This is a genomic window from Pseudomonas sp. 9Ag, from assembly GCF_902506445.1.
GTDB classification, from domain to species: Bacteria; Pseudomonadota; Gammaproteobacteria; order Pseudomonadales; family Pseudomonadaceae; genus Stutzerimonas; species Stutzerimonas stutzeri_AB.
Genome location: NZ_LR733836.1, coordinates 2,613,005 through 2,626,108 on the forward strand (window position 1 = coordinate 2,613,005; position 13,104 = coordinate 2,626,108).

Here is a 13,104-nt window from a genome sequence, read left to right on the forward strand (position 1 = left end):
AGCTAGCGACGTGTATCCGCTACCCTATCTCGTTGCGCACGTACCGGGATAGGTTGCAAACGAGGCGGTTCGATAAACCCAAGCGCCACTGCCAGGTTCCAGCACACACTATTGAGCCATGCTTTCATGGTCTAACCCCTCCTGCTTGATACGGGTCTTGGTGGAGCCGTGGGACTTCGAGATCAGCATAACTCAACAATCGCAACATCGCCCGTGGGCAGGTGTTGCAGAGTGTGCAATAGCCTCGCCGTCCGTCCAGTCTTATAATAGCGACCCATACCTGCTAGAAGTGTTCGCTTCGCGCGACTAGCGGGCAGTCTGCTCCTTGCGACGATATGGAAAGACATCGATCACCTTGCCGGCGCTGATCGCCTGCTGCAAGCCCTTCCAGTAATTGGCGTCGTAGAGCTCTCCGTGCAGCTTGGCGAAGAGCCGGCGCTGCTGGATATCTGCAAACAGAAAACGAGGAAATTCTTCGGGGAATACATCGTTGGGCCCAACGGAATACCACGGCTCGGAGGCCATTTCGTCCTCAGGGTATCGGGGCTCGGGGATGTAGCGGAAATTAACTTCGGTGAGAAAGCAGATCTCGTCGTAATCGTAGAACACAACGCGGCCATGGCGGGTCACTCCAAAGTTCTTCAACAACATGTCCCCAGGGAAGATGTTGGCGGCAGCCAGTTGCTTGATGGCCAACCCGTAATCTTCCAGCGCCTCATGGACCTGCTGCTCGCTGGCGCTTTCCACGTACAGGTTCAATGGCGTCATCCGCCGCTCGGTCCAGCAGTGCCGTACCAGAACCGTATCGCCCTGAACCTCGACCGTAGAGGGCGCAACTTCCAGCAATTCAGCCAGGCACTCCGGCTCGAATTTGTCCTTGGGAAAGCGGAAGTCGGCGAATTCCTGGGTATCGGCCATGCGCCCTACCCGGTCGACGCTTTTGACCAACCGGTACTTCTCTACGACCGTCGCGCGGTTGACGTTCTTGGTATGGGAAAAACGATCCTTGATGATCTTGAACACGGTGTTGAAGCCCGGCAACGTGAACACGCTCATGACCATCCCGCGTACGCCCGGCGCCATGATGAAACGGTCGTCCGTGGTCGCCAGATGGTTGATCAACGCGCGGTAGAACTCAGACTTGCCGTGCTTGTAGAAGCCTATCGAGGTGTAGAGCTCGGCGATGTGCTTGCCTGGCATGATCCGCTTGAGGAAGCCGATGAACTCCGCCGGGATCGGGACTTCAACCATGAAGTAGGAACGGGTGAACGAGAAAATGATCGACACTTCCGCTTCATCCGTAATCAGGGTATCGGCGACCAATCCGTCGCCTTCCCGGTGCAGCAGCGGGATAACCAACGGCCATTGCTCGTCGCAAGTAAAGATGCGCCCGACCAGATAGGCACCCTTGTTGCGATACAGCACCGAGGTGAACAGCTCGACGACGAGCTCCGGATCCTTGCACACCCAATCCGGCAGGGACACCTGCAGCTGCGCCTCGAGTCGCTGCAGATCCCCCTCCCGATCGCCATACGGTACATCGAATGCGAAATCGCTGAGGATTTGCTCGAGCACGCCATGCAGGTCGCCGCTGGGTTGGTAGCGCCGCGTCTGAGCCATCCGCTGGGCGCGATTAGCTGGCCGTGTGGTGTGGATGAACATGGTGCTGTCATTGATGCAGTCATGGCTGAACAAGGTACAAAAGATCGAGTTGTACCAAGTTTCCGAAAGCTCATCGTCAAAGCGCGGATTGATCAGGCCGATGTACTCGCCCTTGATCTGCGGCCAACGGTTCACGTCGAGCAGAACCTGCGGATCAACAGCCGAGCGCAAAGCCGCCGCGGTTTCGCTGACCTTTTCTTCGTACAGGTTGATGCGCGCTGCCGATGCACGCTGCGCATCCTGCCACTGGGCTTGCTCGAAGCGCGCCCTGGCACCCTCGGTAATGAGCCTGAAATGTTCGCGGTAGTCATCGAACCCCAGAAGGATCTGTCGGGCGATCTCGTGGTCCGGCGAATGCTGCGCCATATCATTTTCTCGCTGCATGAAAACGTCGAGCTTATCCACGGACCCCGTTCAATGAAAGCCAGTCAGCTCAACGGGTGTTTGAAAGCGCGAGCCGAGCGCCAGGCACGCCCGCCTCACCAACACTGACGACTGTCCGCCGGAGCGCTACTAAGACTCTTCGACAGGCTGCGCCTCCTCAGCCTTGCACTGGCTATAGCGCCAACTTTCTCTTCCTGCGCATCATCGCGCCGGTGCTTGGCACCTGCGCTGTGCGCCTAGGCGGTGCCAAGGACCCGCCGCGGCTAGGCGAAATCGGCACTCGTTATCGTTGATCACATCGACTACGGCGGGACTGCATACAGCCCCGCACAGCATCGATTATTGCTGCAGCTCCTGCTCGCCGAACATGTCGGAAAACAACATGGACGACAGGTAGCGCTCACCCGAGTCAGGCAGGATCACCACGATATTCTTGCCCTGCATTTCCGGCTTCTCGGCCAGGCGCACCGCCGCAGCCATCGCCGCACCGCAGGAAATACCGCACAGGATGCCTTCCTCACGCATCAGGCGCAGCGCCATCGCTTTCGCCTCATCATCATCGACACGCTCGACCTGATCGACGATCGACAAGTCCAGATTCTTCGGCACGAAGCCCGCGCCGATGCCCTGAATCTTGTGCGGACTGGGTTTGACTTCTTCACCCGCCAGCGTCTGACTGATCACAGGCGAGCTGACCGGCTCCACCGCGACGCTCAGAATCTGCTTGCCCTTGGTGTTCTTGATATAGCGCGAGACACCCGTGATGGTCCCGCCCGTTCCCACACCAGCCACCAGCACGTCGATGTTGCCTTCGGTGTCGTTCCAGATTTCAGGCCCGGTGGTTTTTTCGTGAATGGCGGGGTTCGACGGGTTCTCGAACTGTTGCGGCATGAAATAGGTATCTGGCGCTGAAGCAGCAATCTCAGCAGCCTTCTCGATGGCCCCCTTCATACCTTTTGCGGGCTCGGTGAGAACCAGTTCAGCGCCGAGCGCTTTCAATACCTTGCGCCGCTCCAGGCTCATCGACGCAGGCATGGTCAACATCAGCTTGTAGCCCCGCGCCGCAGCGACGAAAGCCAGGCCAATGCCCGTATTGCCCGAGGTCGGCTCGACCAGCGTCATGCCCGGTTTCAATTGCCCGCTATCTTCGGCGTCCCAGATCATTGCGGCGCCGATCCGGCACTTGACTGAATAGGCGGGATTACGACCTTCGATCTTGGCCATGATGCTGACGCCCTTGGGCCCCAGCCGATTGATCATTACCAGTGGCGTGTTGCCGATGGTTTGCGCGTTGTCAGCGAAGATGCGGCTCATGACGGTGTCCCTGCGATGAAAAAACCAGACTGATGAGCCTAAGCGCAGTCAACGGAGTCGTCCAGCCGAACTCAGGGTCTTTGGGCACGGTCAATCCAGAAGCAGAGCCGCCCATGCTTCCACCCGACCAGGCCTCCGATGAAGACACGTTACCGACCCCTACTATGGACCTTGTTGTCGCTTGCACTGCTGTTGCTGGCTGTCCATCTAACGCTGCCCTACCTCGTCCTCAACTACCTGAACGGCAAGCTCGCCGACATGGGCGACTATCGCGGCCACATCGAAGACGTCGATCTGGCCTGGTGGCGTGGTGCCTATCGCCTGAACGATCTGGTGATAGAGAAAAAGAACGAGCAGGTCCAGGCGCCCTTGTTCACCACCGACGCCGTCGATATCGGCCTTAGCTGGACGGCGCTCTGGAGGGATCAAGCGCTGGTCGGGGAAATCATTCTTGAACAGCCGCACCTGAACTTCGTCGACGGTGAGAAAAAGGAAAGCTCGCAAACGGGTGATGGGGTCGATTGGCGTGATCGCCTCAATGAGCTGATGCCGTTCACGCTTAATGAACTGAAGGTTATGAACGGGCAGGTCTCGTTTCGCAACTTTCAGGCAGACCCGCCCGTTCACGTCTATGCCAGTGCCATCAATGCCAGCCTCTTCAACCTGACCAATACTGCCAACCAGGAGCAGGGCCGCGTCGCACGCTTCGAAGGTACTGCTCAATTCTTCAACCAGGCCCCGATGGAAGCCAGCGCACAGTTCGATCCCTATACGGACTGGGAAGACTTCCAGTTCAGTTTGCGTGTGACAGGCGTCGAACTGACCAAACTGAATGATTTCAGCAACGCCTATGGAAGCTTTGACTTCGCCAGCGGCACCGGCGATCTGGTAATAGAAGCCGAGGCCAAGGACGCTCAGCTGGACGGTTATATCAAGCCGCTGCTGAGAAATGTCGAGGTGTTCAATTTCAAGCAAGACGTTAAAAACGAAGACAAGGGATTCTTCCGTGGCATCTGGGAAGCGGTTGTCGGCGCCGGTGAGGAAGTGCTGCAGAACCAGCGCCAGGAGCAATTCGCTACGCGCGTTGAACTGAATGGAAATACTAAAGATGCCGATGTCAGCCCGTTCCAGGCCTTCGTTGCGATTCTCCGCAACGCCTTTGTCGAGGCCTTCTCAGCTCGTTTCGAGCGCTCGCTCGGCGACGATGAGGGATAAGCGCGAACACCTATAGAAAAGCTGCCCATTCAGTGACTGAATGATCCGCTCACGTTCACACTCGCGCGTCCATCACTTATAGTCGGCCGTCTAACTAAACAGTAAGCGCCTGCGTGCCAGGCCCGATGCAAGGAAACTCCGATGAAGTTCGAAGGCACCCAGTCCTACGTCGCCACCGACGACCTCAAGCTTGCGGTGAATGCCGCCATAACCCTCGAGCGTCCGCTGCTGGTAAAAGGCGAGCCGGGCACCGGGAAAACCATGCTGGCCGAGCAACTGGCGGAGTCATTTGGCGCGCAGTTGATCACCTGGCACATAAAATCCACCACCAAGGCGCATCAGGGCTTGTACGAATACGACGCGGTGAGCCGTCTGCGTGACTCGCAGCTGGACTCCGACCGCGTTCACGATGTACGCAACTACATCAAGAAGGGCAAGCTGTGGGAGGCATTCGAGTCGGAGCAGCGCGTTATCCTGCTGATCGACGAGATCGACAAGGCCGACATCGAGTTCCCTAACGACCTGCTGCAGGAACTCGACAAGATGGAGTTCTACGTTTACGAGACCAACGAAACCATCAAGGCCAAGCAGCGGCCCATCATCATCATTACCTCTAACAACGAGAAGGAACTGCCCGACGCCTTCCTGCGCCGCTGCTTCTTCCACTACATCGCTTTTCCCGATCGTGACACGCTGCAGCGGATCGTCGATGTGCACTACCCGAATATCAAGAAGGACCTGGTGGCCGAAGCGCTGGATGTGTTCTTTGATGTACGTAAGGTGCCAGGCTTGAAGAAGAAGCCGTCCACCAGCGAACTGGTCGACTGGCTGAAGCTGCTGATGGCCGACAACATTGGCGAGGCGGTCCTTCGCGAGCGCGATCCGACCAAGGCCATCCCGCCGCTGGCTGGCGCCCTGGTTAAAAACGAGCAGGACGTGCAGCTGCTTGAACGGCTGGCATTCATGAGTCGTCGCGCCAGCCGTTGACTGACGGCGTTCGCACGAGCCGGACGCCTCACTTACTGGAGGAAGATCCATGCAAACGCATACCGGTAGTTGCCTCTGTGGCGTCGTTCGTTATCGCATCGATGCCCCGATCAACGAGCTGACCCATTGTCACTGCAAAATGTGTCGCAAAGCCCACGGTGCGGCTTTCGCCACTTATGCGAGCGTGCCGCTGGATGCGTTTCACTTTCTCTCCGGCAAGGATCAGCTGGGCGTTTATCACTCGTCCGACCATGTGACGCGGACGTTCTGCATTCGCTGCGGCTCCAACCTGCAATTCGTCGACAACCGCGAGCATGAGCTCGGCGTCGCAGCCGGCACGCTCGACTCGCCATTGCCCGCCCCGCCGCAGGCGCACATTTTCGTGCGCTCCAAGGCGGACTGGTATGAGATCCGAGACGGCCTGCCGACTCACGACGAAGATCTCTGAATCAATCATGAAAAGCTGCCGCCACGACCGGCAGTTCGAGGTTCTGCCATGTTGCTTGGCTTGTTCAATGAGATGCGCGCTGCGAAGGTTCCGGTATCGGTGCGCGAGCTGCTCGATCTGATCAATGCGCTTAAACACAACGTCGTGTTCGCCGACATGGACGAGTTCTACTATCTGTCGCGTGCCATTCTGGTGAAGGACGAGCGACACTTCGACAAGTTCGATCGCGCCTTCGGCGCCTACTTCAAAGGTCTGGAAAATCTCGATCAACACATCGAAGCGTTGATTCCGGAAGAGTGGCTGCGCAAAGAGTTCGAGCGCTCGCTGAGCGATGAAGAGCGGGCCAAGATCGAGTCGCTAGGCGGCTTGGACAAGCTGATCGAGGAGTTCAAGAAGCGTCTCGAGGAGCAAAAAGGCAAACACGCGGGCGGCAACAAGTGGATCGGCACGGGCGGCACCAGCCCCTTCGGCTCCGGCGGTTACAACCCCGAGGGCATCCGCATTGGCGATGCGGGCAAGCGCCAGGGCAAGGCGGTCAAGGTCTGGGATCAGCGCGAGTACAAAAACCTCGACGATCAGGTCGAGCTGGGAACGCGCAACATCAAGGTCGCCCTGCGCCGTTTGCGCAAATTCGCCCGCCAGGGTGCGCAGGACGAACTGGATCTGGACGGCACCATCGACCACACCGCGAAGGACGGCGGCCTACTGAACATTCAGATGCGACCTGAGCGCCGCAATGCCGTAAAGCTGCTGATACTGTTCGACATTGGCGGTTCGATGGATGCCCACGTGAAAGTCTGCGAGGAGCTATTTTCGGCCTGTAAGACCGAGTTCAAGCATCTCGAGTACTTCTACTTTCACAACTTCATCTACGAGTCAGTCTGGAAAAACAATTTCCGCCGCACCTCAGAACGCACCTCGACCCTCGATCTGCTGCACAAGTACGGCGCTGACTATAAGGTGGTGTTCGTCGGTGACGCGGCCATGGCACCTTACGAGATCACTCAGGCCGGAGGCAGTGTCGAACACTGGAACGAGGAAGCTGGCTACGTCTGGATGCAGCGCTTCATGGAGAAATACAAGAAGCTCGTCTGGATCAATCCTTATCCGAAAGACACCTGGGGCTATACCTCATCGACCGGAATCGTCCGCGACTTAGTTGAAGACCGCATGTATCCGTTGACCTTGAGCGGGCTGGAAGAAGGGATGAAGTTCCTGTCGAAATAGGCCGTTTCCGGTTAACCGTTGCAAGGATGCAAGTAAATGAAACAGCGTTGGGCGATTGCCGCAGTAACCGGATTTACGGCGCTCACCGCAGTTAGCGATCTCCGTTTGGTTATAGCGGTACTGCAGTCTAGCCACAACAGTTGGGCAGCAGCCCCATCGCATGCATTCTTGCTAGGCAACGGAGGGATTCTTCCTGCCCTGTGGAAAATGTCGTTATCTATGACCGTGCTGGCGTGGTGGTTACGCGCCCTGCTGGTGCCAGCGCACCGCCCGTGGCTGCGAATTGCCAATGGGATTTTCGGCGGCTGGCAGCTCGCTCAAGTCACGCTGATATGGCTCGGGGTTATCGGAATCCTGCTGCAGGTTGCCGAAATGCCCACGACCCTTCGCAACGTGAAGCTGATTGTGAGAGATACCGACCTGCTGTGGATCATACCTCTGACGCTGTGCCTGCCTGCCGCTCAGCTCGGTCTAGGGGAGTGGGCGTGCCGCGTAAGTAGGCGTGTCGAGCGAACTCAGGCGACCAATACTATCGCTTCGATGGAAGCGGGTTAGCCGTACGACGCCGGCGTCGATTACGTTGTGGAAACAGCGCCTGGCGAAGCAGTACGAAGAGACTTTCAACGATCCAGGCGAGCAATAGCGCACAGCTCAGACCCCAGGCGATCGCCTCGGGTGCCAGTAACACCTGGAACCGATAGTTATTCCAGACTTGCTGCCTGATCGCCTGGTCTGCACCTACCAGTACGTGCCAGGCCTGCACATACCAAGGCCCCTCCATGATCCGCCATTCGCGGTCGAGCAAACGCGCACGCTCGACCAACGCCGAAACACTGCGGGCATCGCTCTGGATCACCGGATCTTCGCTGGCGCGGTAATGCTCGACCAGTTCGTTGAGGTCACCTTCGAAAAATTTCCCGGCGGTGTCCTGAAACCCTGCCAGGCCTTGGTGGGCCTCCAGGCGACGCGCCTCGACCTGATTAGCATAGGCCTCAATGAAGCCCGGCACCTGAACGCCGACGAGCAACCCGAGGGCGAACAAGGTAAGCCGCAAATAGCTTCGCAGCATCACTGCACCTGCCCGCGTGCGACGCACTCGCCCAACCGCCACAGCGTCCATTCGCCCGAATGATGGACGTCCCACTGTTCATTGTCGGTCAACGGCTCGGTCGCCAGCACGGTCACGACGTCGTTGGGCGTCGTCTCGGCGTTGAAATCCACCGTCAGTTCGGCATCTTTCAGCTGAGCCGGGCCAAACGGCGCGCGACGGGTGATCTGCGCCAGCTTGGTCGAGCAGAAGCTGAACAGCCATTCGCCGTTGCTGAGCAGGCAGTTGAAAACGCCTTTGGCACGGTAACCGGCGCACGCATCGAGCAGATGAGGGATCAAGTCCTCGGCTGCTACCCGCTCGGGGAAGTCGCCGCGTATCTGATTGAGCAGGTCGCAAAATGCCGCTTCGCTGTCGGTATCCCCTACCGGCTGATAGAAGCCACGTGCTGGGCTGAAATTTGCTAGCTGCCCGTTGTGGGCAAAACACCAGTGCTGCCCCCATAACTCACGCACAAAAGGATGCGTATTGACCAGCGCGACCTTGCCCACATTGGCGTGACGGATATGGCCGATCACCACATGACTTTTGATCAGATAGTGCTGGACCATCTTCGCCACTTCCGACTCGCAGCTCGCCACCGGATCCTGAAACAGCCGCAAACCGCGACCTTCATAAAACGCGATGCCCCAACCGTCCTTGTGTGGTCCAGTACGTCCACCGCGTTGCATCAGTCCGGTAAAACTGAAGTGGATGTCGGTCGGTACATTGGCGCTCATGCCGAGCAGTTCACACATGCGCTATCTCCCGATTGTTCCTGCTGCGCCTGGAGGCGAGAAAGGTTGAGTCAGAGTCTGGGTTCGGTACGCGCCTGATAGCGGTTCGTTGGGCGGAGGTCCTCGTCATCGTCTTCCAGTCGCTCGCGCAGGGTACGAGGGTCCTCATGGCGCGATTGGCTCCCCTGCTGTCTCACTCGGCGTTCGAACAGCCAGCGTATGACCGCAAATATTGAGTAGATCGCGAATGCGACCAATCCGTAGAGCGCGAGGTCGGCCACGGCACGCCAGGCATTGCTGCCGACTTCGAAAAGCAGATCCAGCATGGTGATGGCGACCGCCGGGGCGAACAGCTCCTTGGCAGGGTCGACGATGGTCGGCGTCAGCAGCAGCACAGCAACAATCAGCCGCAACGGTTCGCGCAACCATCGCCACATAGGGCGAGTAATGCGCATCCAGACTAGCAGACAGCCCAGCGCGGCGACTCCGTAGGCAGACCAGGCGAGCAGATATTCATTGGCGAGTAGGAACATAACGATCTCTGTACAGACCGGAGGAAGCACCGGCATTAACGGCGGACATGATAACAGTGGTGAACCGCGGCACGGCTAGCTACCTGATGCGATGCACGCTGGCCATTACGCATCCAACGCCGTATAAACCCTGAAAAAAAACGCGTCGCAGCCCACACCGCGTGCCTAGAAGCCATACTTGTAGCAACCGACACTTCAGGAGATTCACCATGATCTACCAGCATATTCTGGTCGCCACCGACCTGAACGACGACTGTCACCCGGTGGTAGCGCGCGCCCAGGCGCTGGCGACAGCCAGCGGCGCAAAACTGGCGTTGATTCATGTCATCGAGCCCATGGCCATGGCTTTCGGCGGAGATGTGCCGATGGATCTTTCAATGCTGCAACAGCAGCAGTTCGATCAGGCCCGCGAGCGCCTGGCCGTATTCGCTGACCGCTACCCTGAGCTTACCGCGGACCAACGCCACCTGGCTTACGGCCAGCCCCGCCAGGAGGTGCACCGGCTGGCCAAGGAGCAAGGGTGCGATCTGGTCGTGGTCGGCAGCCATGGCCGCCATGGCCTGGCTTTGCTGCTCGGCTCAACCTCCAATGACATCCTTCACGGTGCGCCCTGCGATGTGCTTGCCGTGCGCCTGAAAAAACCCGAGTGAGCCCTCGAAACGGCCTGAACCGAGATCCGATTCAGGCCGTTTCGACGTTCTCATTGGCGCTCATCACCAATGGTCGGATCTTCTGCAGCTGGGTTTCCAGTGAATAGGTCAGGCTCGATGCCATTGAAAAAAAGGTCAGAAAGGCCTTGAGATTGGAGTCACCATGGCAGGTGTCATGGATACGCTGCCAGAACGCCTGGTTGACCAGCTGCAACTGCTGAAATGAGCGCACCAGTCCGCGCAGCTCCCAGTCGGCATGCCGCCCCTCGCGCAGATTGAAATACTGTTGCGCCAGATACAGTGATACAGCACGCAACACGAACTCCTGGTTGCTGGCAAACGGCAGGTGCTGATGGGCCATCGGTTTGAGCCGGCCGAGCACCGGGCAGGCGCTGGTGGCCATGATGACGCCAAGTAACGCTCGCAGGCCCTCCTCCAATCCCACGAGTTTGTTGTATTCCCGCTCCGGTGTGCGAACGCGCACATGCGCCTTGCGGATGGCGGGCAGGCCCTGGAAGTCTTCGATTACCTGATGCAGATCGACCGCAGCCGGGCAATGACTGTGCTGGTCGCGCTTCAGCGGACAGTTGTTGCACTGCTGATGATCCAAACGCGTCCACTTGGGCGCTTGTTTCGCGGCCTCGTGATCAAAGGCACGGTCCAGCTCGATCCGGTAACTGAATTCGTGCTCATCGTCGAGAATGATGCGGTATTCGATAGCCATCTATGCTCCGTCCAATGCTGCCAGATGTTCCGTTCAACTAGGTTCCGTCAATCAGCCGGACGTCTCATGCGGCATGCGCCTAGGCTGTACGCGGCTTTTTTCGAGCGTGCCGAAGCAGAAGCCGCCCGGCGTTTCAGCCTTCCAGCTCAGCCCAACGCTCTAGCAACTCATCGAGCTCTCGCTGCATCGCCTCAAGCTTCGCTATCGTTTCGCCGGTACGCTCGGCGCTCTGCTGGTAGAAGGTCGGCTGCGCCATCTCCTCCTGCAGCCCGGCAATACTCTTTTCGGCAGCATCGATCTTTCCTGGTAGCGCCTCGAGTTCGCGCTGAACCTTGTAACTCAGTTTCTTCTTCGCCGGAACGGGTTCGGCAGGTCTGGGTGCAGCCGCCGTGGTCGCCTCGGATTTGCTCTCCTTACCGTCTTTCGCCTCACCGACGCCGAGCAGCTTTACCGAGCCGCCCTGGCGCAGCCAATCCTGATAGCCACCGACATACTCACGAACCACGCCGTTGCCTTCGAACACCAGTGTGCTGGTCACCACGTTATCGAGGAATGCCCGGTCGTGGCTGACCATCAATACCGTGCCCTGGAATCCCAGCAGGACTTCCTCAAGAAGCTCGAGCGTTTCCACATCGAGATCGTTAGTGGGTTCGTCCAGGACCAGCAGGTTGGCGGGTTTGCTGAACAACTTAGCCAGCAAGAGCCGTGCCCGCTCGCCGCCCGAGAGCGCCTTGACAGGCGTGCGAGCGCGCTGAGGGCTGAACAGGAAATCCCCGAGGTAACTCAGGACATGTCGGTTCTGGCCATCGATGGTGATGAAATCGCGCCCCTCGGCTACGTTGTCGACCACGGTCTTTTCCAGCTCCAGCTGGTGACGCAGTTGGTCGAAATATGCCACTTCCAGCTTGGTCCCGGCTTCTACCGTACCGCTGGTTGGCTGCAGATCACCCAGCAGAAGTTTCAGCAACGTAGTCTTGCCGGTGCCATTTGCGCCGAGCAAGCCAATACGGTCACCGCGCTGCAGCACCATGGAGAAATCACGAATCAGCGACTCACCGCCAGGATGGGCAAAACTCGCATGCTCCACGACGATGACCTGCTTGCCGGACTTTTCAGCCGCATCAATCTGGAGATTGGCTTTGCCCTGGTGTTCGCGACGCTCGCTACGTTCAGCACGCAGCGCTTTCAGCGCCCGCACGCGGCCCTCGTTGCGGGTACGGCGCGCCTTGATACCCTGACGAATCCAGACTTCTTCCTGGGCAAGCTTCTTGTCGAACAGCGCATTGGCGGTTTCTTCAGCTGCCAGTTGCTGCTCCTTGTGTACCAGAAAGCTCGCGTAGTCGCCGTTCCAGTCGATCATGTGCCCACGATCGAGCTCCAGGATCCGGGTTGCCAGGTTCTGCAGGAATGCCCGGTCGTGGGTGATGAACAGCACCGCACCATTGAAGCCGGTGAGCGCCTCTTCCAGCCAGGCGATAGCGCCGATATCCAAGTGGTTGGTCGGTTCGTCGAGCAGCAGCAGATCCGGCTCGGACACCAGCGCCTGTGCCAGCAGCACGCGCCGGCGCCACCCACCGGACAATTCGGCGAGGGTCTTATCGGCTGGCAGCTGCAAGCGGCTCAGGGTGCTGTCGACCAGCTGCTGCAAGCGCCAACCATCTTTGGCTTCGAGCTCCTGCTGGACGTGCATGAGCTTATCGAGGTCAGCCTCGTTCTGAATGTTCTGGCTCAGGTGATGATAATCAGCGAGCAGCTGCCCCACGCCCGCGAGCCCCTCGGCCACGACATCGAATACGGTGCGCTCATCGGCGACCGGCAGCTCCTGAGGCAGCTCGCCGATTTTCAGTCCTGGCGCACGCCAGATCTCGCCGTCGTCCGGCAGCTGGCTGCCCTTGACCAGGCTGAGCATGCTGGATTTTCCGGTGCCGTTACGGCCGATAATGCACACCCGCTCACCCCGCGCAATCTGCCAGGACACTCCATCGAGCAATGGATTGTTGCCATAGGCGAGGGACACATCGGTCAACTTGAGCAGGGTCATGGCTATCTCCGGAAAACAGGGCGCGCATTCTAGCAGAAGGCAGCGGTCCGTCGGGCTCTGACGAACGCCGATCAACCTGCTTGAGGAAAGGTTAT

General features: G+C 58.7%; 14 protein-coding genes. 6 read left to right on the plus strand and 8 right to left on the minus strand.

Translation table 11 applies throughout. From position 1 onward, the window contains the following. Window positions 1-2: 2 nt before the first annotated feature. From ALTERO38_RS21645 to cysK, 3 genes are all read right to left on the minus strand, one after another. Complete coding sequence (locus ALTERO38_RS21645) at window positions 3-128, minus strand: PA1414 family protein (protein WP_306109788.1); 126 nt, start codon at window positions 126-128, stop codon at window positions 3-5. 178 nt (window positions 129-306) lie between these two features. Continuing rightward, window positions 307-2,028, minus strand: a complete 1,722-nt coding sequence (gene aceK, locus ALTERO38_RS11670) for a bifunctional isocitrate dehydrogenase kinase/phosphatase (RefSeq protein ID WP_159969696.1) — start codon at window positions 2,026-2,028, stop codon at window positions 307-309. A 357-nt stretch (window positions 2,029-2,385) separates the two neighbouring features. Next, window positions 2,386-3,360, minus strand: coding sequence for a cysteine synthase A (gene cysK, locus ALTERO38_RS11675; RefSeq protein WP_102834528.1), 975 nt, complete (start codon window positions 3,358-3,360; stop codon window positions 2,386-2,388). Window positions 3,361-3,498: 138 nt separating this feature from the next. Here cysK and ALTERO38_RS11680 point away from each other — a divergent pair, with 138 nt between their 5' ends. The 5 genes from ALTERO38_RS11680 (at window position 3,499) to ALTERO38_RS11700 (ending at window position 7,792) form a co-directional block, all read left to right on the plus strand. Next, window positions 3,499-4,575 (plus strand): DUF748 domain-containing protein, encoded by a 1,077-nt coding sequence (locus ALTERO38_RS11680; RefSeq protein WP_159968493.1) that lies wholly within the window; start codon window positions 3,499-3,501, stop codon window positions 4,573-4,575. Between the two features lie 141 nt (window positions 4,576-4,716). Continuing rightward, window positions 4,717-5,562: a MoxR family ATPase gene (locus ALTERO38_RS11685; RefSeq protein WP_019341637.1), complete on the plus strand. Its 846-nt coding sequence runs from the start codon at window positions 4,717-4,719 to the stop codon at window positions 5,560-5,562. Window positions 5,563-5,611: 49 nt separating this feature from the next. Beyond that, window positions 5,612-6,010, plus strand: a complete 399-nt coding sequence (locus ALTERO38_RS11690) for a GFA family protein (protein ID WP_102834530.1) — start codon at window positions 5,612-5,614, stop codon at window positions 6,008-6,010. Window positions 6,011-6,058: 48 nt separating this feature from the next. Next, window positions 6,059-7,237, plus strand: a complete 1,179-nt coding sequence (locus ALTERO38_RS11695) for a VWA domain-containing protein (protein ID WP_159968494.1) — start codon at window positions 6,059-6,061, stop codon at window positions 7,235-7,237. A gap of 36 nt (window positions 7,238-7,273) precedes the next feature. Continuing rightward, window positions 7,274-7,792 carry a hypothetical protein gene (locus tag ALTERO38_RS11700; RefSeq protein WP_159968495.1) on the plus strand — a complete coding sequence of 173 codons (519 nt, stop codon included), beginning with the start codon at window positions 7,274-7,276 and terminating at the stop codon, window positions 7,790-7,792. Here ALTERO38_RS11700 and ALTERO38_RS11705 read toward each other — a convergent pair. The 3 genes from ALTERO38_RS11705 to ALTERO38_RS11715 are packed head-to-tail and all read right to left on the minus strand — an operon-like array spanning window position 7,767 to window position 9,594. Continuing rightward, window positions 7,767-8,306: a DUF2937 family protein gene (locus tag ALTERO38_RS11705; protein WP_159968496.1), complete on the minus strand. Its 540-nt coding sequence runs from the start codon at window positions 8,304-8,306 to the stop codon at window positions 7,767-7,769. The two genes, ALTERO38_RS11700 and ALTERO38_RS11705, sit on opposite strands and share 26 nt — an antisense overlap. After that, a complete protein-coding gene (locus ALTERO38_RS11710; protein ID WP_159968497.1) occupies window positions 8,306-9,082 on the minus strand; it encodes a class II glutamine amidotransferase in 777 nt (258 codons plus the stop codon). Before ALTERO38_RS11710 ends, ALTERO38_RS11705 begins: the two co-directional genes overlap by 1 nt. A 50-nt stretch (window positions 9,083-9,132) precedes the next feature. Next, window positions 9,133-9,594, minus strand: a complete 462-nt coding sequence (locus ALTERO38_RS11715) for an MFS transporter (protein WP_159968498.1) — start codon at window positions 9,592-9,594, stop codon at window positions 9,133-9,135. Window positions 9,595-9,803: 209 nt separating this feature from the next. On the opposite strand from ALTERO38_RS11715, the gene ALTERO38_RS11720 reads away from it, so the two are divergent. Continuing rightward, a complete protein-coding gene (locus tag ALTERO38_RS11720) occupies window positions 9,804-10,244 on the plus strand; it encodes a universal stress protein (protein ID WP_159968499.1) in 441 nt (146 codons plus the stop codon). A 31-nt stretch (window positions 10,245-10,275) separates the two neighbouring features. Here ALTERO38_RS11720 and ALTERO38_RS11725 read toward each other — a convergent pair whose 3' ends face one another. Then, entirely contained in the window at window positions 10,276-10,968 is a 693-nt protein-coding gene (locus ALTERO38_RS11725) for a hypothetical protein (protein WP_102834537.1), read from the minus strand. Between the two features lie 133 nt (window positions 10,969-11,101). Then, complete coding sequence (locus tag ALTERO38_RS11730) at window positions 11,102-13,009, minus strand: ATP-binding cassette domain-containing protein (RefSeq protein WP_159968500.1); 1,908 nt, start codon at window positions 13,007-13,009, stop codon at window positions 11,102-11,104. Between the last annotated feature and the right edge of the window lie 95 nt (window positions 13,010-13,104).